Source organism: Pseudomonas sp. ADAK2 TE3594, assembly GCF_053628675.1.
This window is the reverse complement of the sequence record NZ_JBRJGV010000001.1, coordinates 6,672,260-6,693,488: the sequence shown is the minus strand read 5'-3', so window position 1 is coordinate 6,693,488 and position 21,229 is coordinate 6,672,260. Positions and strand designations below refer to the sequence as shown.

22 protein-coding genes are annotated in these 21,229 nt (G+C 60.6%); 16 read left to right on the top strand and 6 right to left on the bottom strand.

Features of this window, described 5'->3' with window-relative positions; all coding sequences use genetic code 11:
• The first annotated feature begins 116 nt into the window (after window positions 1–116).
• The 14 genes from AB7M22_RS30090 to ureC all read left to right on the top strand — a co-directional run bounded on the left by AB7M22_RS30090 (window position 117) and on the right by ureC (window position 13,460).
• Window positions 117–905 (top strand): ABC transporter ATP-binding protein, encoded by a 789-nt coding sequence (locus tag AB7M22_RS30090; RefSeq protein WP_454188674.1) that lies wholly within the window; start codon window positions 117–119, stop codon window positions 903–905.
• Window positions 902–1,849, top strand: coding sequence for an ABC transporter substrate-binding protein (locus tag AB7M22_RS30085; RefSeq protein ID WP_454188673.1), 948 nt, complete (start codon window positions 902–904; stop codon window positions 1,847–1,849). Before AB7M22_RS30090 ends, AB7M22_RS30085 begins: the two co-directional genes overlap by 4 nt.
• On the top strand, window positions 1,846–2,856 hold the full coding sequence (locus AB7M22_RS30080; RefSeq protein WP_454188672.1) for a FecCD family ABC transporter permease: 1,011 nt from the start codon (window positions 1,846–1,848) through the stop codon (window positions 2,854–2,856). The genes AB7M22_RS30085 and AB7M22_RS30080 overlap by 4 nt, the downstream gene beginning before the upstream one ends.
• Window positions 2,857–3,199: 343 nt before the next feature.
• Window positions 3,200–4,465: an urea ABC transporter substrate-binding protein gene (urtA, locus tag AB7M22_RS30075; protein ID WP_030128277.1), complete on the top strand. Its 1,266-nt coding sequence runs from the start codon at window positions 3,200–3,202 to the stop codon at window positions 4,463–4,465.
• Window positions 4,466–4,626: 161 nt separating this feature from the next.
• The gene (gene urtB, locus AB7M22_RS30070; RefSeq protein ID WP_454188671.1) at window positions 4,627–6,129 is read left to right on the top strand and encodes an urea ABC transporter permease subunit UrtB; all 1,503 of its coding nucleotides are present in this window, start codon (window positions 4,627–4,629) and stop codon (window positions 6,127–6,129) included.
• Window positions 6,129–7,208: an urea ABC transporter permease subunit UrtC gene (gene urtC / locus AB7M22_RS30065; protein ID WP_454188670.1), complete on the top strand. Its 1,080-nt coding sequence runs from the start codon at window positions 6,129–6,131 to the stop codon at window positions 7,206–7,208. Before urtB ends, urtC begins: the two co-directional genes overlap by 1 nt.
• The gene (gene urtD, locus AB7M22_RS30060; protein WP_007907372.1) at window positions 7,205–8,074 is read left to right on the top strand and encodes an urea ABC transporter ATP-binding protein UrtD; all 870 of its coding nucleotides are present in this window, start codon (window positions 7,205–7,207) and stop codon (window positions 8,072–8,074) included. The genes urtC and urtD overlap by 4 nt, the downstream gene beginning before the upstream one ends.
• Window positions 8,075–8,229: 155 nt before the next feature.
• Window positions 8,230–8,928, top strand: coding sequence for an urea ABC transporter ATP-binding subunit UrtE (urtE, locus tag AB7M22_RS30055; RefSeq protein ID WP_007907370.1), 699 nt, complete (start codon window positions 8,230–8,232; stop codon window positions 8,926–8,928).
• Between the two features lie 30 nt (window positions 8,929–8,958).
• Window positions 8,959–9,798 carry an urease accessory protein UreD gene (locus AB7M22_RS30050; RefSeq protein WP_454188669.1) on the top strand — a complete coding sequence of 280 codons (840 nt, stop codon included), beginning with the start codon at window positions 8,959–8,961 and terminating at the stop codon, window positions 9,796–9,798.
• A 136-nt stretch (window positions 9,799–9,934) separates the two neighbouring features.
• The gene (ureA, locus tag AB7M22_RS30045; RefSeq protein WP_007907366.1) at window positions 9,935–10,237 is read left to right on the top strand and encodes an urease subunit gamma; all 303 of its coding nucleotides are present in this window, start codon (window positions 9,935–9,937) and stop codon (window positions 10,235–10,237) included.
• 9 nt (window positions 10,238–10,246) lie between these two features.
• Window positions 10,247–10,780 carry an N-acetyltransferase family protein gene (locus AB7M22_RS30040; protein ID WP_454188668.1) on the top strand — a complete coding sequence of 178 codons (534 nt, stop codon included), beginning with the start codon at window positions 10,247–10,249 and terminating at the stop codon, window positions 10,778–10,780.
• 5 nt (window positions 10,781–10,785) lie between these two features.
• A complete protein-coding gene (locus tag AB7M22_RS30035) occupies window positions 10,786–11,319 on the top strand; it encodes a GNAT family N-acetyltransferase (RefSeq protein WP_454188667.1) in 534 nt (177 codons plus the stop codon).
• Window positions 11,319–11,627 carry an urease subunit beta gene (locus AB7M22_RS30030; protein ID WP_008011171.1) on the top strand — a complete coding sequence of 103 codons (309 nt, stop codon included), beginning with the start codon at window positions 11,319–11,321 and terminating at the stop codon, window positions 11,625–11,627. The genes AB7M22_RS30035 and AB7M22_RS30030 overlap by 1 nt, the downstream gene beginning before the upstream one ends.
• A 132-nt stretch (window positions 11,628–11,759) precedes the next feature.
• Window positions 11,760–13,460, top strand: coding sequence for an urease subunit alpha (ureC, locus tag AB7M22_RS30025; protein ID WP_007907359.1), 1,701 nt, complete (start codon window positions 11,760–11,762; stop codon window positions 13,458–13,460).
• 166 nt (window positions 13,461–13,626) lie between these two features.
• On the opposite strand, the gene AB7M22_RS30020 is transcribed toward ureC, so the two are convergent.
• Both AB7M22_RS30020 and AB7M22_RS30015 read right to left on the bottom strand, forming a co-directional pair.
• A complete protein-coding gene (locus AB7M22_RS30020; RefSeq protein ID WP_007907357.1) occupies window positions 13,627–13,932 on the bottom strand; it encodes a chaperone modulator CbpM in 306 nt (101 codons plus the stop codon).
• Window positions 13,933–13,956: 24 nt separating this feature from the next.
• Window positions 13,957–14,904 carry a DnaJ C-terminal domain-containing protein gene (locus AB7M22_RS30015; RefSeq protein ID WP_007907355.1) on the bottom strand — a complete coding sequence of 316 codons (948 nt, stop codon included), beginning with the start codon at window positions 14,902–14,904 and terminating at the stop codon, window positions 13,957–13,959.
• A gap of 296 nt (window positions 14,905–15,200) precedes the next feature.
• Here AB7M22_RS30015 and AB7M22_RS30010 point away from each other — a divergent pair, with 296 nt between their 5' ends.
• Window positions 15,201–16,475 (top strand): Hsp70 family protein, encoded by a 1,275-nt coding sequence (locus tag AB7M22_RS30010; RefSeq protein WP_223570430.1) that lies wholly within the window; start codon window positions 15,201–15,203, stop codon window positions 16,473–16,475.
• A gap of 135 nt (window positions 16,476–16,610) precedes the next feature.
• Here AB7M22_RS30010 and AB7M22_RS30005 read toward each other — a convergent pair whose 3' ends face one another.
• The 3 genes from AB7M22_RS30005 to AB7M22_RS29995 form a co-directional block, all read right to left on the bottom strand.
• Window positions 16,611–17,624, bottom strand: coding sequence for an AI-2E family transporter (locus tag AB7M22_RS30005; protein ID WP_008011163.1), 1,014 nt, complete (start codon window positions 17,622–17,624; stop codon window positions 16,611–16,613).
• Window positions 17,625–17,862: 238 nt separating this feature from the next.
• On the bottom strand, window positions 17,863–18,168 hold the full coding sequence (locus AB7M22_RS30000; RefSeq protein ID WP_454188666.1) for a PsiF family protein: 306 nt from the start codon (window positions 18,166–18,168) through the stop codon (window positions 17,863–17,865).
• 72 nt (window positions 18,169–18,240) lie between these two features.
• Complete coding sequence (locus tag AB7M22_RS29995) at window positions 18,241–19,029, bottom strand: AraC family transcriptional regulator (RefSeq protein ID WP_454188665.1); 789 nt, start codon at window positions 19,027–19,029, stop codon at window positions 18,241–18,243.
• 97 nt (window positions 19,030–19,126) lie between these two features.
• Here AB7M22_RS29995 and AB7M22_RS29990 point away from each other — a divergent pair, with 97 nt between their 5' ends.
• Entirely contained in the window at window positions 19,127–20,014 is an 888-nt protein-coding gene (locus AB7M22_RS29990; RefSeq protein WP_454188664.1) for a DMT family transporter, read from the top strand.
• A 266-nt stretch (window positions 20,015–20,280) separates the two neighbouring features.
• Here AB7M22_RS29990 and AB7M22_RS29985 read toward each other — a convergent pair whose 3' ends face one another.
• A complete protein-coding gene (locus AB7M22_RS29985; protein WP_454188663.1) occupies window positions 20,281–21,171 on the bottom strand; it encodes an esterase/lipase family protein in 891 nt (296 codons plus the stop codon).
• Window positions 21,172–21,229 lie beyond the last annotated feature (58 nt).

Genomic DNA, 21,229 nt, shown 5'->3' with positions numbered 1-21,229 from the left:
CTCGCTCCTACAAGGTTTGTGTCGATCACAAATATTGCGTACGACACAAACCCCGTAGGAGCGAGGCTTGCCCGCGAAGGCGTCATCAGCCACACCAAAAATCTCAAGAGAACTGCATGACCTCGCTGAACCTCTCCAACCTCGCCTGGACACCCCTGGGTCACGGCCATTGTCATCACCAGTTCCAGCTGCGTGACGCATCGTTGCACGTGGCTGCTGATGAGTTCGTCGGGTTGATCGGCCCCAACGGCAGCGGCAAAACCAGCCTGCTGCGTTGCGCCTATCGTTTCAGCAAACCGGAAAGCGGTGAGGTCAAACTCGACCACAGCAACGTCTGGAAGCAATCCTCACGCTGGTGCGCGCAACGCATCGCGGTGGTGTTGCAGGAGTTCCCCGACGCCTTCGGCCTGACCGTGGATGAAGTGGTCGCCATGGGCCGCACGCCGCACAAAGGCCTGTTTGATGGCGACACCCTTGAAGACCGAAAACTCGCGACCCACGCCCTCGAATCGGTCGGCCTCAAAGGCTTCGAAGACCACGCCTTCGCCACCCTTTCCGGTGGTGAAAAACAGCGGGTAATCCTCGCCCGCGCCCTGGCCCAGCAGCCGCAATTGCTGATCCTCGACGAGCCGACCAATCACCTCGACCCGCGCTATCAGCTGGAGCTGTTGCAACTGGTCAAGCGCCTGCAGATCGGCACGCTGGCGAGCATCCATGACCTCAATCTCGCGGCGGCTTTCTGTGATCGTCTGTACGTGATCAATCACGGTCGCATCGTTGCCAGCGGCACACCCAAAGAAGTCCTGACCACACAACTGCTGCACAACGTGTTCGGCGTCGATGCCCTGATCGATGACCACCCCTTGCACGGCTACCCACGAATCACCTGGATAACCCAACCATGACTTTGCGTTCCCTGCTGTGTCTCACTCTGTTGCTGGGCAGTGCCCAAGCCTTCGCCGAGGCCACGAAATACCCGCTGACCGTCCAGAGCTGCAACCGTGAAGTGACCTTCAAGCAAGCGCCGAAACACGCGGTCAGCCATGACATCAACATGACCCAGATGATGCTCGCCCTCGGCCTCAAACCGCAGATGGCCGGCTACAGCGGCGTGACCGGCTGGAAGTCGGTGACGCCCGAGATGCAGACCATCCTTGATGGCTTGCCGGAACTGGCGGCCAAGTACCCGTCGGTGGAAACCCTGCTCAACGCCAACGTCGATTTCTTCTTCGCCGGTTGGGATTACGGTATGCGCGTCGGCGGCGATCTCACGCCGCAAACCCTGCAACCGCTGGGCATCAACGTCTACGAGTTGACCGAGTCCTGCGCGTTTGTGATGAAGCGTCCACCGGCCAGCCTGGAAGACACTTACAACGACCTGCGCAACCTCGGGAAAATCTTCGACGTGCAGGACCGCGCCAACACCGTGATCGCCGAGATGCAGGCGCAAGTCGCCGAGGTGCGCAAGGATCTGCCGACGGACAAGCCTCGGGTGTTTCTCTACGACAGCGGTGAGGACCGGGCCATGACTTCCGGGCGACTCGGCATGCCGCAGGCGCTGATCGATGCGGCCGGCGGGCGCAATATTCTCGATGACGTCGAGGCGAGTTGGACGCGGGTCAATTGGGAGAACGTGGTCGAGCGCAATCCGCAGGTGATCGTGATCGTCGACTACGGCGAAGTCACCGCCGAGCAGAAGGAACAGTTCCTGCTGAACAACAAAGCCCTGCAATCGGTGGACGCGATCAAGAACCAGCGCTTCATCGTCATTCCCTACGTGCAGGCCACGCCCGGGATCGACAATGTGTTGGCGGTTGAAACCCTGGCCAAGGGTTTCCACGGCGAATGATCGATCGTCGCTACGCCTTGTTGCTGATTGCCCTCGGCGCGCTGTTGCTGGTGTCGTGCGTGGTGTCGCTTGGTTTCGGCCCGGCGCGGGTGCCGGTGGATGTGGTGTGGCGAATATTGCTGCACAAGATTTTTGGTTTCGGTGTTCCGGACTGGACCGCCGGCCAGGAACACATCGTCTGGCTGATCCGCGAGCCGCGCATGTTGCTCGGTGCACTGGTGGGCGCCGGCCTGGCGTTGATTGGCGCGGTGCTGCAAGCGGTGACGCGCAATCCGCTGGCTGATCCGCACCTGCTCGGGGTCACCTCTGGCGCCACCCTCGGTGCGGTGATTGTGGTGCTGCATGTCGGTGAGATTGTCGGGCTGCTGACCTTGCCGATTGCGGCGTTTATCGGTGCGTTGTTGAGCATGTTGATCGTGCTGATGATCGCCAACCGTCATGGGCGGCTGGACAGTGATCGGCTGCTGTTGTGCGGCGTGGCGGTGTCGTTCGTGATGATGGCGATTGCCAATTTGCTGCTGTTTCTTGGCGACCATCGCGCGAGTTCTGCAGTGATGTTCTGGATGCTCGGCGGCCTTGGCCTGGCGCGTTGGGAAATGCTCGCGGTGCCGGCGGCCAGCGTGTTGCTGGGGTTGGTGTTGTTGCTGGGGATGGCGCGGCCGTTGAATGCGTTAATGGCCGGTGAACAGACTGCTGTGACGCTTGGCTTGAATGCTCGCACCGTGCGCTTGCGGGTGTTTTTGATTGCCTCGTTGATGACTGGGGTGTTGGTGTCGATCAGCGGTTCCATCGGCTTCGTCGGGCTGATGGTGCCGCACATTGCGCGGCGGTTGGTCGGGGCGGAGCATCGGCGGTTGCTGCCGGTGTGCGTGTTGCTTGGCAGTCTCTTCCTCGTCTGGGTCGATGTCGCCGCCCGCACCCTGATCGCCCCCGAAGACCTGCCCATCGGCGTTGCCACCGCGGCCATTGGCGGGTTGTTCTTCATCGGCCTGATGCGCCGCCGCTAATTTCCAAAAAAACCACTGCACCTGTGGGAGCTGGCTTGCCTGCGATGACGGCGGCACATTCAACATCCCCGTGACTGACCCACCGCTATCGCGGGCAAGCCCGCTCCCACAGGTTTTGTGTCGTTCACAGATTCCGCGCACGACACCTGCGCCCCAATGTGGCGCATCTTCTCGCACCAACGCGCCAGACGCGATCCTTCATGGTGCGTCACCCAAACCCCGCAACCGCTCTAACACGACATTTCCTTGCCCATCCCCGACCGGGCACAGCCCTTGCTAAAGACCCTTCAGTCGTCCGCATCTGCCAACCATAAAAAACTTTAACGTTCATGGAGATCGCACAATGAAGCGTCGCAGTTTGATCAAGGCTTTCACACTATCGGCAAGCATTGCCGCGATGGGCATGGCCTGGACTGTCCAGGCCGCCGAGACCATCAAGGTCGGTATTCTGCATTCGTTGTCCGGCACCATGGCGATCTCCGAAACCTCGCTCAAAGACATGGCGTTGATGACCATCGACGAAATCAACGCCAAGGGCGGCGTCAACGGCAAGATGCTTGAACCGGTGGTGGTTGACCCTGCATCGAACTGGCCGCTGTTCGCCGAAAAGGGCCGGCAGTTGCTGACTCAGGACAAAGTCGCCGTGGTGTTCGGTTGCTGGACGTCGGTGTCGCGTAAATCAGTGCTGCCGGTGTTCGAAGAACTCAATGGTTTGCTGTTCTACCCGGTGCAATACGAAGGCGAAGAGATGTCGCCAAACGTGTTCTACACCGGCGCGGCGCCCAACCAGCAGGCGATTCCAGCGGTGGAATACCTGATGAGTGAAGAAGGCGGCAGCGCCAAGCGTTACTTCCTGCTCGGCACCGACTACGTCTACCCGCGCACCACCAACAAGATTCTGCGCTCGTTCCTGCACTCCAAAGGTGTGGCGGACAAGGACATCGAAGAGGTCTACACCCCGTTCGGCCACAGCGACTATCAAACCATCGTGGCCAACATCAAAAAATTCTCCGCCGGTGGCAAGACGGCGGTCATCTCCACGGTCAATGGCGACTCCAACGTGCCGTTCTATAAAGAGCTGGCCAACCAGGGCCTGAAAGCCACCGACGTGCCGGTCGTGGCGTTCTCCGTAGGCGAAGAAGAACTGCGTGGCATCGACACCAAACCGCTGGTGGGCAACCTCGCGGCGTGGAACTACTTCGAGTCGGTCGAGAACCCGCAGAACAAGAAATTCGTCGCCGACTGGAAAGCCTACGCCAAGAAACACAACCTGCCGGGCGCTGACAAAGCGGTGACCAACGACCCGATGGAAGCCACCTATGTCGGTATCCATATGTGGGCGCAAGCGGCGGAGAAAGCCAAGTCCACCGACGTCAACAAAGTCCGCGAAGCCCTGGCCGGCCAGACCTTCGCCGCGCCGTCCGGCTACACCCTGACCATGGACAAGACCAATCACCACCTGCACAAGCCGGTGATGATCGGCGAGATTCAGGCCGACGGTCAGTTCAACGTTGTGTGGCAGACCGAAGGGCCGATCCGCGCCCAGCCGTGGAGCCCGTTCATCTCGGGTAACGACAAGAAGCCGGACTATGCGGTGAAGAGCAACTAAAGCCACTGGATGCCAAGCCCTGAACATACAGCTCAGGGTTGACACAAATCCTGTGGGAGCTGGCTTGCCTGCGATGACATCACCTCGGTGCATCAGACACACCGAGCCGTCTGCATCGCAGGCAAGCCAGCTCCCACAATGTCCGCGCAAGGCGACTTTCTATGCCCACTGCCCTTTACCGCTTGATCCTCGCCCTCGCGCTGTTATTGCCGATGGCCGCCCACGCCGGCGACGCCGAAGACTTCGTCGCGGCCAATCCCGTGCAGCAAGCCAAACTCTTGGAAGCCTGGGCCGCGCAGCCCGATCCGGCCCGTATCGAATTGATCAACGCCTTGCAACAAGGCGAGTTGACCATCGATGGCCAACCAAAAACCCTGCGCCTGAACAATCGCCTGCGCGGTCTGATCGATACCGCGCTGGCCAGCCACCAATTGCTCGCCGCCGACGCCAAAATCCGTCTGGCCGCCGCGCAGCAATTACAGAAAAGCGCCAAACCCGCGCAGCTGAAATTCCTCGACCAGCAACTGGCTGGCGAAAAAGACGAAACCGTTCACGCTGCCCTGAGCCTGGCACTGGCCAACCTGCAATTGGTTGACACCGCCCCGGCCGTGCGCCTCGCCGCTGTGCGCTTGCTCGGCGAAACCGGCGACCCGCTGGCCCGCACCCGCCTCGAAGGATTGCTCGAACCTGGCGTCGAAGCCGATGCCAATGTGCGCACCGCCGCCGAAACCAGCCTGGCCCAGGTCAAGCGCAAACTGCTGATCGGCGAGATGCTCGGGCAGGCGTTCAGCGGCATGTCCCTCGGTTCTATTCTGTTGCTGGCGGCGTTGGGACTGGCGATCACCTTCGGCCTGCTCGGCGTGATCAACATGGCCCACGGCGAGATGCTGATGCTCGGCGCCTACTCGACTTACGTGGTGCAGCTGATGTTCCAGCGCTTCGCCCCGCAAGCCATCGAGTTCTACCCGCTGATTGCTTTGCCGGTAGCATTTTTTGTCACCGCCGGGATCGGCATGGCGCTGGAGCGCACGGTGATTCGTCACCTCTACGGCCGCCCATTGGAAACCCTGCTGGCGACGTGGGGCATCAGCCTGATGCTGATTCAGTTGGTGCGCCTGGCGTTCGGCGCGCAGAACGTCGAAGTGGCCAACCCGGCGTGGTTGTCGGGCGGGATTCAGGTGTTGCCGAATCTGGTGCTGCCGTACAACCGCATCGTGATCATCGCGTTCGCCTTGTTTGTGGTGGTGCTGACCTGGCTGCTGTTGAACAAAACTCGCCTCGGCTTGAACGTGCGCGCCGTCACCCAGAACCGCAACATGGCCGCCTGCTGCGGCGTACCGACCGGGCGTGTGGACATGCTCGCCTTCGGCCTCGGCTCAGGCATCGCCGGCCTCGGTGGCGTGGCGCTGAGCCAGATCGGCAACGTCGGTCCGGATCTCGGTCAGAGCTACATCATCGACTCGTTCCTGGTGGTGGTACTCGGCGGTGTCGGTCAATTGGCCGGTAGTGTTTTGGCCGCCTTCGGCTTAGGGATAGCCAACAAGATTCTCGAACCGCAGATCGGTGCGGTGCTCGGCAAGATCCTGATCCTCGCGCTGATCATTCTGTTCATCCAGAAACGTCCGCAAGGCCTCTTCGCACTGAAAGGACGGGTGATCGACTGATGAACCAGCCTCTGATGCTCACGGCCACACAAAAGGCCGGCCCCAAAGTCACCCTCGCTGTTGGCGCGGTGATCCTTGTTTTGCTGCTGGCGTTGCCGCTGCTGTCGCTGTTATCGCCCATCAGTGTTTTTCACGTCTCGGCCTACACCCTGACGTTGGTGGGCAAGATTCTCTGCTACGCCATCGTAGCCCTGGCCCTCGATCTGGTCTGGGGTTACGCCGGCCTCTTGTCGCTGGGTCACGGTCTGTTCTTCGCCCTCGGTGGTTACGCGATGGGCATGTACCTGATGCGCCAGGCCTCGGGCGATGGCTTACCGGCGTTCATGACGTTCCTGTCGTGGACCGAATTGCCGTGGTACTGGACCGGCACCAGCAGCTTCCTCTGGGCCATGTGTCTTGTTGTATTAGCGCCTGGACTGCTGGCGCTGGTGTTCGGTTTCTTCGCCTTCCGTTCGCGGATCAAAGGCGTGTATTTCTCGATCATGACCCAGGCCCTGACCTTCGCCGGGATGTTGCTGTTTTTCCGCAACGAAACCGGGTTTGGCGGCAACAACGGCTTCACCAACTTCCGCACCATTCTCGGGTTTGGCATCACTGAACCGGGAACGCGTGCAGTGTTGTTTTTCGCCACGGTGTTGCTGCTGGTGGCGAGCCTGTTCATCGGTTGGCGGCTGGCGCAAAGCAAGTTTGGCCGGGTGCTGACCGCGTTGCGCGATGCGGAAAACCGCTTGATGTTCTGCGGCTACGATCCACGCGGTTTCAAGCTGTTTGTCTGGGTGTTGAGCGCGGTGTTGTGTGGCTTGGCCGGTGCGCTGTATGTGCCGCAAGTCGGGATCATCAACCCGAGTGAAATGTCGCCGACCAACTCCATCGAGGCCGCCGTGTGGGTGGCGCTGGGTGGTCGCGGCACGCTGATCGGCCCGCTGCTCGGCGCTGGTGTGGTCAACGGGATGAAGAGCTGGTTCACCGTGGCATTTCCGGAGTATTGGCTGTTCTTCCTCGGCGCGCTGTTCATCGTCGTGACGTTGTATCTGCCTAAGGGTGTGATCGGTCTGCTGAAGAAAAGGGGTGAGCAATGAGAGTGACTGCAACGGCTGAATTCATGCTCGAACCGGCGTTTTTCCCCGTAGAGCCCAACAAGGATGCGGGCAGCAGCCGCGACGCCATCGGCCTCGGCCAACGCGTCGGTCCCGGCCTGAATACCCGTCACGGCACCATCCTGACCCTGGAAGACATCAGCGTCAGCTTCGATGGTTTCAAGGCGCTGAACGATCTGAACCTGTACATCGGTGTCGGCGAATTGCGCTGCATCATCGGCCCCAACGGCGCGGGCAAAACCACGCTGATGGACGTGATCACCGGCAAGACTCGCCCAAGTCATGGCAAAGCCTGGTTCGGTGAAACCCTGGACCTGACGCAGATGAGTGAAGTGCAGATTGCCCAGGCCGGCATCGGTCGCAAGTTCCAGAAGCCGACGGTGTTCGAGGCCTTGAGCGTGTTCGAAAACCTGGAACTGGCGCAGAAAACCGACAAGTCGGTGTGGGCCAGCCTGCGGGCTCGTCTCAGTGGCGAGCAGAAAGATCGCATCAGCGAAGTGCTGGAAACCATCCGCCTGACTGCCTCGGTCAATCGCCCGGCGGGCTTGTTATCCCACGGTCAGAAGCAGTTTCTGGAAATCGGCATGCTGTTGATGCAAGACCCGCAACTGCTGTTGCTCGACGAACCGGTGGCGGGCATGACCGACGCCGAAACCGAATTCACTGCCGAGCTGTTCAAAAGCCTGGCGGGCAAGCATTCACTGATGGTGGTGGAACACGACATGGGCTTCGTCGGCTCGATCGCCGACCACGTCACCGTGTTGCACCAAGGCAGCGTGCTGGCCGAAGGGTCGCTGGAGCAGGTGCAGGACAATGAGCGGGTGATCGAGGTGTACCTCGGCCGATGATTCTCGCGCTTCTGTAGGAGCGAGGCTTGCCCGCGAAAGGGACGCCTCGGTTCACCTGCGAGACCGCGTCATCGTTCTTCGCGGGCAAGCCTCGCTCCTACAAGGGCAGAGGTGTGTCTCAAGTGGAGCCCGTGTCACACAGAAGGAATTTGAGAATGCTGCAAGTCGACAAGCTGCACCAGTACTACGGCGGTAGCCACATCCTGCGGGGCCTGACGTTTGAGGTGAAGGTCGGCGAAGTCACCTGCCTGCTCGGGCGCAACGGTGTGGGCAAGACCACCCTGCTCAAATGCCTGATGGGTTTGCTGCCAGCCAAAGAAGGCGCAGTGAACTGGGAAGGCAAACCGATCACCACGTTCAAGCCGCACCAACGGGTACATGCCGGCATCGCCTACGTGCCTCAGGGCCGGGAAATCTTTGGCCGGTTGACCGTGGAAGAAAACCTGCTGATGGGCCTCTCACGTTTTCCCGGCTCTGAAGCGAAGGAAGTCCCGGCGTTCATCTACGAGCTGTTCCCGGTACTGCTGCAAATGAAACAACGGCGTGGCGGTGACTTGTCCGGTGGTCAACAACAGCAACTGGCGATCGGCAGAGCACTGGCCAGTCGTCCACGCTTGCTGATCCTCGACGAACCCACCGAAGGCATCCAGCCGTCGGTGATCAAGGAAATCGGCGCGGTGATCAAGCAGCTCGCGGCTCGCGGTGACATGGCGATTCTGCTGGTGGAGCAGTTCTATGATTTCGCCGCCGAACTGGCCGATCAGTACCTGGTCATGTCACGAGGCGAGATCGTGCAACAAGGGCGCGGCGAGAATATGGAAGCCGAAGGTGTCCGTGGACTGGTTACGATCTAACCTGCAGCCTCCTGACGATAATTAGAAATCATGAATTTACCTGCCCCCATCACGCTGTTCACCCCCAGCTGGCATGCCGAGCTGGAACTCGGCTACGCCCGCTTCGGCGAGAGCACACGCCCGGTGCAGCGTCGCCACAAAGGCCCGCTGCGGGTGCAGAAGCATCTGTACGCCGAAGGCCCCGAGGTGTGCCAGCACATCATCGTCCACCCGCCGGGCGGGATTGCCGGTGGTGACCGGCTGGACATCTCGGCCAGCGTCGGCACAAACGCCTGGGCGCAAATCACCAGCCCCGGCGCCGCCAAGTGGTATCGCGCGGCCGGGCCGGCTTATCAGAAACTCGACCTGCGCGTGGCCGCCGGTGCTACGTTGGAGTGGCTGCCGCAAGAGACGATTATCTTCAGCGATGCTCAGGCGGAACTCAGCACCCGCATCGACCTTGAGGGCGATGCGCGGTTGTTCTACTGGGATGTGGTGGCGCTGGGACGCCCGGCCAGCGGTGAGCGTTTCGATCTCGGGCACTTTCAGGCGCATCTGGATATCCGTCGCGACGGCCAGTTGCTCTGGCACGAACGCCAGCGCATTGTCGGGAATGATGGCTTGCTGGATTCGCCGATAGGGCTGGATGGCCAACCGGTGTTTGCGACGTTGCTGGTGACGGGTGAAATTGATAACGAATTGCTGGAGAAGTGCCGCTCGCTGCCCAATGACGTACGCGGGGATCTGACGCAATTGCCGGGGCTTTTGGTGGCTCGATGCCTGGCCAGTGAAGCGCTGTTGGCACGTAGCTGGCTGATTGATGTGTGGCGATTGCTCAGGCCTGCATTGCTCGGCCGGGAAGCCGTCCCGCCACGAATATGGAGCACCTGAACACGATCCCCTGTAGGAGCGAGGCTTGCCCGCGAAGAACGATAACGCGGTCTTCCAGTTAAACCGAGGCGTCCCCTTCGCGGGCAAGCCTCGCTCCTACAGAAGACTTTTTAACTGCCGATTATGGATTTCTACGATGGACCTGACCCCACGCGAAAAAGACAAGCTGCTGATCTTCACCGCCGGCCTCGTGGCCGAACGACGTTTGGCTCGCGGCGTGAAGCTCAATTACCCGGAGGCCATGGCCTATATTTCCGCAGCGCTGCTCGAAGGCGCGCGTGACGGCCAGACCGTGGCCGAGCTGATGCATTTCGGCACCACCCTGCTGAGCCGCGAACAAGTGATGGAAGGCATCCCGGAAATGATCCCGGAGATCCAGGTCGAAGCAACGTTTCCCGACGGCACCAAACTGGTCACCGTTCACCAACCTATCGCCTGAGGCCGCGCCATGACTTACCACATCCGCGATGCGCTGCACGCCGATCTGCCAGCGATCCGCGACATCTACAACGACGCCGTGCGGAGCACCACGGCGATCTGGAACGAACAGGCCGTGGACCTGGGCAACCGCCAGGCCTGGTTCAGCGCCCGGCAAGATCAGGGCTATCCGATCCTGGTGATCGTCGACGGCGACAACAGCGTACTCGGCTACGCTTCATTCGGTGACTGGCGCCCGTTCGACGGGTTCCGCCACACGGTCGAGCACTCGGTGTACGTGCGCAACGACCAGCGGGGCAATGGCCTCGGGCCGCGACTGATGGAAGCACTGATCGAACGCGCCAAAGGCTGCAACAAACACGTGATGGTCGCCGCCATCGAAAGCGGTAACAGCGCCTCGATCCGGCTGCACGACCGAGCCGGTTTTGTCGTCACCGGCCAAATGCCGCAGGTGGGTACCAAGTTCGGCCGCTGGCTGGACCTGACCTTCATGCAACTGATTCTCGACCCGGGCGCAATGCCACCCGGTCCCCACAAGGAGTGATACCCATGAACGCCGCCCAACTGCGCCGCGTCAACGTTGAAAGCTTTGCGCACTATCGTCAGGGTTTGATTGATTTGCTGCTCGACGCCGTCGGCTATGGCGCCAGCGTCGGGTTCATGGCGGATCTGGATGCGACCCAGGCCCGAGCCTATTTCGATGAAGTCCAGGAGAACCTGAACAAAGGCAACGTGCTGCTCTGGGTGGTGGTCAAGGACGAACAGGTGCAGGCCAGCGTGCAACTGACGTTGTGCCAGAAAGCCAATGGGCTGAATCGTGCCGAAGTGCAGAAACTGCTGGTGCGTGAACACGCCCGTCGTCGCGGCCTGGGGCAACAGATGATGCATGCCGTTGAGCTCGCGGCCCGCCAACACAAGCGCGGCATGCTCTACCTCGACACCGAAGCCGGCTCCCCCGCCGAAGACTTCTACAAGGCCCTGGGTTACACCCGCGCCGGCGAAATTCCCGACTATGCCTGCGACCCGAACGGCCAGTACAAACCGACCGCCCTTTACTACAAGATTCTCCAAGGAGCCCATTGATGATTCCCGGTGAATACCAGATCCAGCCCGGCGACATCGAACTCAACGTTGGCCGTCGCACCCTCAGCCTGAAGGTGGCCAACAGCGGCGATCGGCCGATCCAGGTCGGCTCGCACTATCATTTTTTCGAAACCAACGACGCCCTGACCTTTGACCGCGCCGCCAGCCGCGGCATGCGCCTGAACATCCCCGCCGGCACCGCCGTGCGCTTCGAACCGGGGCAGAGCCGCGAGGTCGAGTTGGTAGACCTGGCCGGGCATCGCCGGGTGTTCGGGTTTGCCGGCAGGATCATGGGCGACCTCGACTAACTGATCGTTCCCACGGTCCCCGTGGGAATGCATCCCGTGACGCTCCGCGTCACATAACGGCGGACGCAGAGCGTCCATGGCGGCATTCCCACGCAGAGCGTGGGAACGATCATTGAATCCCAAGGCAAGCGCATGAAAATCTCAAGACAAGCCTACGCCGACATGTTCGGCCCCACCGTCGGTGACAAGGTCCGTCTGGCCGACACCGAGCTGTGGATCGAAGTGGAACAGGACTTCACCACCTACGGCGAAGAAGTGAAATTCGGCGGCGGCAAAGTCATTCGCGACGGCCAGGGCCAGAGCCAGTTATTGGCCGCAGAGGTCGTCGACACCCTGATCACCAACGCGCTGATCATCGACCACTGGGGCATCGTCAAGGCGGACGTCGGCCTCAAGGACGGGCGCATCGCCGCCATCGGCAAGGCCGGCAACCCGGACATCCAGCCGAACGTCACCATCGCGGTCGGCGCCAGCACCGAAGTCATCGCCGGTGAAGGCATGATCCTCACCGCCGGCGGCATCGACACCCACATCCACTTCATCTGCCCGCAGCAGATCGAAGAAGCGCTGATGAGCGGCGTCACCACCATGATCGGTGGCGGCACCGGGCCGGCCACCGGCACCAATGCCACCACTTGCACCTCCGGGCCGTGGCACCTGGCGCGCATGCTTCAGGCCGCCGATGCATTCCCTATGAACATCGGCTTCACCGGCAAGGGCAACGCCAGCCTGCCGGAGCCGTTGATCGAACAGGTCAAGGCCGGTGCCATCGGCCTCAAACTGCACGAAGACTGGGGCACCACCCCGGCGAGCATCGACAACTGCCTGAACGTGGCCGATCAGTACGACGTGCAGGTGGCGATCCATACCGACACCCTCAACGAGTCGGGCTTCGTCGAAACCACCCTCGCCGCCTTCAAGGGCCGCACCATCCACACCTACCACACCGAAGGCGCCGGCGGCGGCCACGCCCCGGACATCATCAAGGCCTGCGGTTTCGCCAACGTGCTGCCAAGTTCGACTAACCCGACCCGGCCGTTCACCCGCAACACCATCGATGAACACCTCGACATGCTGATGGTCTGCCATCACCTGGACCCGAGCATTGCCGAAGACGTGGCCTTCGCCGAAAGCCGCATCCGCCGCGAAACCATTGCCGCCGAAGACATCCTTCACGACCTCGGCGCCTTCTCGATGATCAGCTCCGACAGCCAGGCTATGGGCCGCGTCGGTGAAGTCATCACGCGCACCTGGCAGACCGCCGACAAGATGAAAAAACAGCGCGGCCCGCTGCCCGGTGATGGCGAAGGCAACGACAACTTCCGCGCCAAACGCTACATCGCCAAGTACACCATCAACCCGGCGATCACCCACGGCATCAGCCATGAAGTGGGCTCGGTGGAAGTGGGTAAATGGGCGGACCTGGTGCTCTGGCGTCCGGCGTTTTTCGGAGTCAAACCGACGTTGATTCTAAAAGGCGGTGCCATTGCGGCCAGCCTGATGGGCGACGCCAACGCTTCGATCCCAACGCCGCAACCGGTGCATTACCGACCGATGTTTGCCAGTTACGGTGGCTCGCTGCATGCCACCAGCCTGACGTTTATCAGCCAGGCAGCGCAGGAAGCAGGCTTGCCCGAAGCTCTGGGTCTGAAGAAGAAAATCGCCGTGGTCAAAGGCTGTCGCGACGTGCAGAAAACCGACCTGATCCACAACGATTATCTGCCGAAGATCGACGTCGATCCTCAAACCTATCAGGTCAAGGCCGACGGCGTGTTGCTGTGGTGTGAACCGGCGGATGTGTTGCCGATGGCGCAGCGCTACTTCCTGTTCTGATTTTTTCTCCAGAGGCGAGGAGACCGCGTTATCGTTCTTCACGAGCAAGCCCGCTCCCACAGGTGATCTGTTGTGAACACAATATTTGTGAATACCAACGATCCACTGTGGGAGCGGGCTTGCCCGCGATAGCGTCCTCAAGGGCAACACAAAAACACCAGAACGATTACTCGACCAGCAACCGCCCCAACCGCTGCCTGAGCATGCGGTTCTCGGCCCGCAGTTGCCGGACCTCTTCCAGCAGGTCCAGCGCCAGGGCGACGCCTTCCCATTCCAGCTCCAGATCGCGCCGCAGCTTGGCGGCGCGCTTGGCCAGTGCCAGTTCATAATCGGTGAAACGCCAATCCTTGGGCTGTGCTCCCTGAGGTTCGAGGATGCCGTGTTCGACGATCTCGATCACATGCACGTCCGACAGTTCGGTCGCCTCGCAGAATTCCGCCAGGTCCAATAGAACGATCACGGGGTCGCTCATGATTGGCTACTCCTTATCTCGAAATCAAAAGTTCTCTCGCGGATCAAAAGCGGCTTTTTTTGCCAGCTCCTCCCACAATTCTTTGACGTCATGGTCCAGTTTTTTCGGCATTACTGCCTTGAGCTGCACGAACAGGTAGCCACGGTGACCGGCCTTGTGCAGCAGGCCGTGGCCCTTGGCGCGCATGCGCTGGCCATTCTGGCTACCGGCCGGAACCTTGAGGTTGATCTTGCCGGTCAGGGTCGGCACCGCGACTTCGGTCCCCAGCGCCAACTCCCACGGTGCCAGCGGCAAGGTGATGATCAGGTTCTCGCCTTCGACGTCGAATTTGGGGTGCGGCGCAAAACGGATGGTCAGGTACAAGTCGCCATTGGCTCCACCACCGACGCCCGGCGCCCCTTGGCCCTTGAGGCGGATGCGCTCGCCATCGGTCACGCCAGCGGGGATCTTCACGTTCAGGCTTTTGCTGGTGTTGCTGACATGCTGGCCGGCAGCGTTGTAATGCGGCACCTGGAAGCTGACCTTTTTCGATTCGGTCGAGAGGGTTTCTTCCAGAAAAACCGGTAATTCCATTTCCACGTCTTGTCCTCGACGCCCGGCGCTATGGCCCGACCGTCCACCACCACCGAAACCCGGACCACGGTTGCCGAAGATCGAACTGAAAAAGTCCGAAAAATCGCCCGTGTCTTGACCACCACCCCCGAAACCACCGCGGCTCTGCCAACCCGGTGGGCCCTGAAAGGGCTGACCGTGGTGGCCGTATTTGCGCAAGTCGTCGTATTCGGCGCGCTTGTCGGCGCTTTTCAGCGCTTCATAGGCTTCCGAAGCGTCCTTGAATTTAGCCTCGGCGTCCTTTTCCTTGCTGACATCGGGGTGGTATTTGCGCGCCAGCTTTCGATAGGCGGCCTTGATCGCCTTATCGTCCGCGGTCGGCTCCACACCGAGAATCTTGTAATAGTCTTTGAAGTCCATCGAGGGAATCACCATCCATTATCGAAATCGCGCAGCACGACACAGCATGCTCTTGTTTGCAGCATCTGGATTGACCGATCTCAACATTGTGACCGGGCAGCGCATCAGAAGTTTATCGGCAGCGGGCGCGGTTCTTGCAGTCGCCCTGAGGGCTACCAAGCCTATGTAGTGGAGTTTGGGGGTGTTGGACCATCTTTCAAGCGCTGATCGCTGCGATTTAACGGATAGTCGGCCTTCGAATCTTCGCCGCTCTGACATACACTGCGCGGCCGTTTTTTAACCGGAACTTGAAAGACATGAAAAACGCATCTCCAGCCCGTGCCTGTGGTATCGACTTCGGCACGTCCAACTCCACCGTCGGCTGGCTGCGCCCCGGCATGGAAACGCTGATCGCGCTGGAGGACGACAAGATCACTTTGCCCTCGGTGGTCTTCTTCAACATGGAAGAACGCCGCCCGGTGTACGGCCGACTGGCGCTGCACGAGTACCTGGAAGGCTACGAAGGCCGGCTGATGCGCTCGCTCAAGAGCCTGCTGGGTTCCAAACTGATCAAGCACGACACCAGCGTCCTCGGCACCGCTATGCCATTCAAGGACCTGCTCGGGCTGTTCATCGGCCAATTGAAGAAGCGCGCCGAAACCGCCGCCGGTCGAGAGTTCGAGGAAGTGGTGCTGGGTCGCCCGGTGTTTTTCGTCGATGACGATGAAATGGCCGACCAGGAAGCGGAAAACACCCTCGTGGATGTGGCCCGCGCCATTGGTTTCAAGGACGTCTCGTTCCAGTACGAGCCGATTGCGGCGGCATTCGACTATGAGTCGACCATCGAAAAGGAAGAGCTGGTACTGATCGTCGACATCGGCGGTGGTACGTCGGACTTCTCGCTGGTGCGCCTGTCCCCTGAGCGCCGTAATCACGACAACCGTCACGACGACATCCTCGCCACCGGTGGCGTGCATATCGGCGGGACCGATTTCGACAAGCAGCTGAGCCTGCAAGGCCTGATGCCGCTGTTTGGCTACGGCAGCCGGATGAAGAGCGGCGCCTATATGCCGACCAGCCACCACATGAACCTGGCGACCTGGCACACCATCAACTCGGTGTACTCGCAGAAGTCGACCCTGGCCCTGGGCAGCATGCGTTATGACATCGAAGACACCGGCGGCATCGATCGCCTGTTCAAGCTGATCGACCAGCGCGCCGGGCATTGGCTGGCCATGGAAGTGGAAGAAACCAAGATCCAGCTGACCCACGCCGACAGCCGCCATGTGCCACTGGATCGTATCGAACCGGGTTTGAGCGTCGAACTGAGCCGGGCACTGTTCGAATCAGCCATCGACAACCTGCTGGAGCGGGTTCGCAACAGCGTGACCCAGTTGCTGAACGACGCCAACGTGCGGGTCGATCAGGTGGATACGGTGTTCTTCACCGGCGGTTCGAGCGGGATTCCGGCGCTGCGCAACAGCGTCTCGGCGATGTTGCCGAATGCGCGGCATGTGGAAGGCAACATCTTCGGCAGCATCGGCAGTGGGTTGGCGATTGAGGCGATGAAACGCTACGGCACCCTCGCCTGACCTGATTTTTGTGGTGCATCCTTCGCGGGCAAGCCTCGCTCCTACAAGTCATGCGGCGTTTTCGCGGCACACACCCAACCTGTAGGAGCGAGGCTTGCCCGCGAAGGCATCAGACCAGGCAGTACATCTGCGGGATCAAACCATCCCCACCTGCTTCAACTCACTCTTCAGATACGCGTAATAAATCGGCCCCGCCACCACCCCCGGCAGGCCGAACGCGGCTTCGAACACCAGCATTGCCAGCAGCAACTCCCACGACTTGGCACTGATCTGCCCGCCGACGATTCGCGCGTTGAGGAAGTATTCGAGCTTGTGGATAACGATCAGGTAACCCAGCGCCGCCACCGCCACCCAGATCGACAGCGACAAGCCAACGATGGTGATCAAGGTGTTCGACATCAGGTTGCCGATCACCGGCAGCAGACCGAGCAGGAAGGTCAGCACGATCAGGGTTTTGGTCAGCGGCAGCTTGATCCCGAACATCGGCAGGACCACCGCGAGGAAAATCCCGGTGAAGAAGGTGTTGAGCAAGGAAATCTTGATCTGGGCGAAAACGATGTTGCGAAACGCTTGGACCAACAGGTGCAAGCGGTCAAACAGCGCCGCGGCCAAGGGTTTGCGCTTGGTCACGTCCGGCGCTCGCTGCAAGGCGATGATCGCCCCCAGTACCATGCCGATCAGCAGCGTCACGAACATGTGCGCCGCGTCCTTGCCCACCAGTTGCAAGTCGCTGAGGTGCTTGCTCATCCACTCGCCGATCGCCACGCGGAACTCGGCGGCACTGGCCGGTAGATAAGCGTCGATGAACGGCGGCAACTGCCCCCGCGCGCGGTCGACCACGACCATGAATTTGTCGAGAGAAGCGCCAGGATTTTCCGCCTCGTGAAGCAGAAAACTGATCGCACCGGCAAAGATCAGCGCCAGCACACTGACCACCAATGTCCCCAGCAACGCCACCGCCAGCCAGCGCGCACGGCGGCCTTCGATCAGCCGCTGCAATTGCGGCGTGAGCATGTTGACCAGTTCGAACACCAACAACCCGGCCAGCAGGCTGGGCAGCAATCGCAGAGGGAGCACCAGCAGCAAACCACCAAAAATGATGACCCAGCTGATGAACAACAAGACCTGACGCTGAGAAAACGCTGACATACAGCCTCAAAACGAACGACGTAAAAGGATTGGCAGTCTGCCAGCGTTCCGGGGCGAGCACTAGGGATTGTGTAGGTCGACCTTAGTGGGACTTTCAGGCCTCATCGCGGGCAAGCCCGCTCCCACACGGTATGTGCGCTGAACAAAAAATGTGCAGGCATCCGAGATCCCTGTGGGAGCGGGCTTGCCCGCGATGAGGTCAGAACGATCACCGCAAGATTACGCCCCTACGGATGACTTATTTTTTCTTCAGGCAATCGCTCATGAAGGCTTTGCGCGCATCGCCCTTGAGCGCCTGGGTCGCGGCGTCGGCGTTGCAGGTTTTCATCTTCTCTTGCTGAGGGGTCATGGGCTTGGCGGCATCGGCAGCCGGCGCGGCTTTGAGGCAGGTGCTCATGAAGGCTTTGCGCTCGTCGCCCTTGAGGCTTTTTGCGGTAGCGTCGGCATTGCAGGTGGTCATTTTGTTCTGCTGGGCGGTGGCGGCGAAACCCTGCGAGCAGAGCAGCAAACCGATCATCAACAACGGGGCACGCAACATCTTCATGGAGTGTTCTCCTTGTTACCGCACCGATGGATGCGGCCTTGTTTCGGAGTGTAGACAAAGCCTGTTACACGTTCACCTGCTATCGAGGTGGCTGCGTCGATATTGCTCAGGCGTGCACCCGGCCTGACGCTGAAACATCGCGATGAATGCCGAGCCGGTGCTGTAGCCCATGTCGAAGGCGATTTCCTGAATGCTGCGCTGGCTATCGAGCGCTTCGATCGCCGCCAGAAACCGCAACCGTTGCCGCCACTCCCCGAAACTCATGCCCAACTCGCGGACAAACTGCCGGGCCAACGTGCGCTCACTGACATGAATGCTCGCAGCCCAATCCGCCAATGGCCGGTTATCCCCAGGCTCGGCCTGCAAGGCCTCAAGAATTCCAAGCAACCCGGGACTGCTGGCGTAGGGCAAGTAACACTCATGCATCGGCGCCTGTTGCAGTTGGTCCACCAACACTTGAGCCAGACGCTTGTCAGCGTCGTGCTCGGGGATTTTCACATCGCGGGCGGCGAAGTCTTTCAGGATCGCCTTGAGGATGTCGCTGATCGCCAGGGTGCAAGCCTGCTGTGGCAGATCACGGCACAGCGCCGGCGCAAGGCAGACCGCGCGATAGTTGATCGGCTGATTGCTATAGAAACTGTGCTCGGCCCCGGGCGGCACCCACACCGCGTATTGCGGTGGCGACATGAAGCGGCGGCTGCCGATTTCCATGTGCAAGACCCCATTGGCCGAGTACTCGAGAGTGCCCCAAGGGTGATGGTGGGCCGAAGCGTATTCATGGGTGTTGAAGTCGGCATAACGGAAATAGACCGGGGCCGGCAATTCGCTGAAATCCAGCAGGTCGATGTGTTTGCTGTTCATGCTGTCCGGAATCAGAGGCAGGTTGTCTGGATCGAAGTATAGGCATTGATTCAGACGAGCGGATAATCACCCTTCATTAACGTTCTGGTTTTTCCCGATGCAATACGCTTATCCCCTGCTGGCCATTTTCATTTGGGCCGGCAACACCGTGATCAATAAACTCGCGGTCGGCGCGATCTTTCCCGCCGAAATCGGCTTCTACCGCTGGTTGCTGGCCGCAATGCTGTTCACGCCTTTCATGCTTAAACCGGTGATCGCTCACTGGCCGTTGATCCGCCCGAATCTGGGCAGGATTTTCATCCTCGGCGTACTCGGCATGGCGGTTTATCAAAGCCTGGCCTACTTCGCCGCGACGCTGACCTCAGCCACCAACATGGGGATCATTCTGTCGCTGATGCCGTTGATGTCGCTGGCCATGGCGATTGTCAGCCTCGGCCAACGCCTGACCGCCGGAGCACTGGCCGGCGCGGTGTTGTCGTTCGCGGGTGTTTTGGTGGTGGTGTCGTCCGGCAGCCTTGGCGCGTTGCTGGAACATGGGGTGAACCTGGGTGACGCGATGATGCTGATCGCCACGCTGGCGTATGCGATTTACAGCACCTTGCTGAAAAAATGGCAGCTGCGTTTGCCGCCGCTGGTGTTGTTGTATTTGCAGGTGTTGGTCGCGGTGGTGGTGCTGTTTCCGCTGTTCCTCGCCTCACCGAAAATCGGCCCGACCCTGCACAACATTCCGCTGGTGCTCTACGCCTGCCTGCTGGCCTCGATGCTTGCGCCGCTGGCATGGATGCAGGCCGTGGTGCGCCTGGGGCCGAGCCGGACCACGCTGTTTTTCAATCTGCTGCCGTTGATCACCGCGCTGATTGCGGCGGTGGTGCTGCATGAGCAGTTGGCGCTGTATCACCTGGTGGGTGGGGTGTTGACGTTGGGTGGGGTGATTTTGTCGGAGCGTTGGACCACGGTGCTGGGCCGAAAGGTCAGTGTTGCCTGACCGGACGCCTTCGCGGGCAAGCCACGCTCCCACAGGTTTGGCGTCATGCTCATTGCCGGCGTCCGACACAAAACCTTCCACAGGTTTGGCGTCGTGCTCATTGCTGGCGTCCGACACAAAACCTTCCACAGGTTTGGCGTCGTGCTCATTGCTGGCGTCCGACACAAAACCTTCCACAGGTTTGGCGTCGTGCTCATTGCTGGCGTCCGACACAAAACCTGTGGGAGCGTGGCTTGCCCGCGATGAACGATAACGCGGTTTGACTGCTAAACCCCGGCTGCCTTCAACCGCGCCGCATGCTCGACAAACAACCGAACTGGCTCTGCGCCCTTGCCCACCAACCCCAGCGATTGGTTGACGATATCGAAGTGATCCATCGGGTACTCATCGCCAATCACCGTCCCCAGATGCGAGCTGTAACGCCCGACCATCCCGTCGCAATGCCCCGCCTCGCGCACGAAGGTCCTGGCAAACAACCGGCAACTGCGATTGGTCCCGTCGAACAGGTTGCAGCCGCGATCGGTCTTGCCCGGCTGCAATGTTCCGGACCAGGAGTAATAACGCACGCCATTGACCACTTCCGGGCCATGCCCACCCCAGGTGTCAGGCAGGCCCTGTGGATAACGCTGATTGAACAGCGCCACGCCCGCCGTGGTCAGCGAATGATGCGAAGCCGGGATATCCACCGGCAGTTTCGGCCCGCGATAGCCGGTTTCCAGCAGGCACATCACCGCGCTGATCAGCCACAGTAAAAAGCTCAGCAGCCGGCCCTTGGCGCTGTCTGCCGGATAATGAGTATGCAGATAGTCCGCCAGCTCCGAACCGTGATTCGGCCCGGCCACTGAAGTGACTGAAGCCACCTGGTCCGGGCGTTTTGCCGCGGCGTAACGGGCGGTCAACGAGCCCTGGCTGTGACCGATCAGGTTGACCTTCTCGGCCCCGGTGTCGCGCAGAATCTCGTCGATCCGCGCCAGCAATTGCTCACCGCGCACCTCGGTGGAATCGAGCGGCGAGACCTGCACCGCGATCACGGTCGCCCCATCACGGCGCAACGCCGAAATGATTCCGTACCAATAGGGATAGAGCAGCAGACGGATAAAACCGAGCATTCCCGGGACCAGCACCAAGGGGTAACGCGTGGCGGAACCTTGCGACATGGATGAACATCCTTGTGATCGGTGAGATGAAGCAAGGCCGGATGCAAGGCATCAGCCA

What these genes read in the sequence shown, in the direction of transcription:
- urtD (WP_007907372.1), top strand. Translation starts at nt 7,205, where the DNA reads ATGAGAGTGACTGCAACGGCTGAATTCATGCTCGAACCGGCGTTTTTC.
- AB7M22_RS30030 (WP_008011171.1), top strand. Translation starts at nt 11,319, where the DNA reads ATGATTCCCGGTGAATACCAGATCCAGCCCGGCGACATCGAACTCAAC.
- ureC (WP_007907359.1), top strand. Translation starts at nt 11,760, where the DNA reads ATGAAAATCTCAAGACAAGCCTACGCCGACATGTTCGGCCCCACCGTC.
- AB7M22_RS29990 (WP_454188664.1), top strand. Translation starts at nt 19,127, where the DNA reads ATGCAATACGCTTATCCCCTGCTGGCCATTTTCATTTGGGCCGGCAAC.
- AB7M22_RS30090 (WP_454188674.1), top strand. Translation starts at nt 117, where the DNA reads ATGACCTCGCTGAACCTCTCCAACCTCGCCTGGACACCCCTGGGTCAC.
- AB7M22_RS30015 (WP_007907355.1), bottom strand. Translation starts at nt 14,904, where the DNA reads ATGGACTTCAAAGACTATTACAAGATTCTCGGTGTGGAGCCGACCGCG.
- AB7M22_RS30085 (WP_454188673.1), top strand. Translation starts at nt 902, where the DNA reads ATGACTTTGCGTTCCCTGCTGTGTCTCACTCTGTTGCTGGGCAGTGCC.
- AB7M22_RS30010 (WP_223570430.1), top strand. Translation starts at nt 15,201, where the DNA reads ATGAAAAACGCATCTCCAGCCCGTGCCTGTGGTATCGACTTCGGCACG.
- AB7M22_RS30035 (WP_454188667.1), top strand. Translation starts at nt 10,786, where the DNA reads ATGAACGCCGCCCAACTGCGCCGCGTCAACGTTGAAAGCTTTGCGCAC.
- AB7M22_RS30020 (WP_007907357.1), bottom strand. Translation starts at nt 13,932, where the DNA reads ATGAGCGACCCCGTGATCGTTCTATTGGACCTGGCGGAATTCTGCGAG.
- AB7M22_RS30050 (WP_454188669.1), top strand. Translation starts at nt 8,959, where the DNA reads ATGAATTTACCTGCCCCCATCACGCTGTTCACCCCCAGCTGGCATGCC.
- urtA (WP_030128277.1), top strand. Translation starts at nt 3,200, where the DNA reads ATGAAGCGTCGCAGTTTGATCAAGGCTTTCACACTATCGGCAAGCATT.
- urtE (WP_007907370.1), top strand. Translation starts at nt 8,230, where the DNA reads ATGCTGCAAGTCGACAAGCTGCACCAGTACTACGGCGGTAGCCACATC.
- AB7M22_RS30005 (WP_008011163.1), bottom strand. Translation starts at nt 17,624, where the DNA reads ATGTCAGCGTTTTCTCAGCGTCAGGTCTTGTTGTTCATCAGCTGGGTC.
- AB7M22_RS30080 (WP_454188672.1), top strand. Translation starts at nt 1,846, where the DNA reads ATGATCGATCGTCGCTACGCCTTGTTGCTGATTGCCCTCGGCGCGCTG.
- AB7M22_RS30040 (WP_454188668.1), top strand. Translation starts at nt 10,247, where the DNA reads ATGACTTACCACATCCGCGATGCGCTGCACGCCGATCTGCCAGCGATC.
- urtC (WP_454188670.1), top strand. Translation starts at nt 6,129, where the DNA reads ATGAACCAGCCTCTGATGCTCACGGCCACACAAAAGGCCGGCCCCAAA.
- AB7M22_RS29985 (WP_454188663.1), bottom strand. Translation starts at nt 21,171, where the DNA reads ATGTCGCAAGGTTCCGCCACGCGTTACCCCTTGGTGCTGGTCCCGGGA.
- AB7M22_RS29995 (WP_454188665.1), bottom strand. Translation starts at nt 19,029, where the DNA reads ATGAACAGCAAACACATCGACCTGCTGGATTTCAGCGAATTGCCGGCC.
- ureA (WP_007907366.1), top strand. Translation starts at nt 9,935, where the DNA reads ATGGACCTGACCCCACGCGAAAAAGACAAGCTGCTGATCTTCACCGCC.
- urtB (WP_454188671.1), top strand. Translation starts at nt 4,627, where the DNA reads ATGCCCACTGCCCTTTACCGCTTGATCCTCGCCCTCGCGCTGTTATTG.
- AB7M22_RS30000 (WP_454188666.1), bottom strand. Translation starts at nt 18,168, where the DNA reads ATGAAGATGTTGCGTGCCCCGTTGTTGATGATCGGTTTGCTGCTCTGC.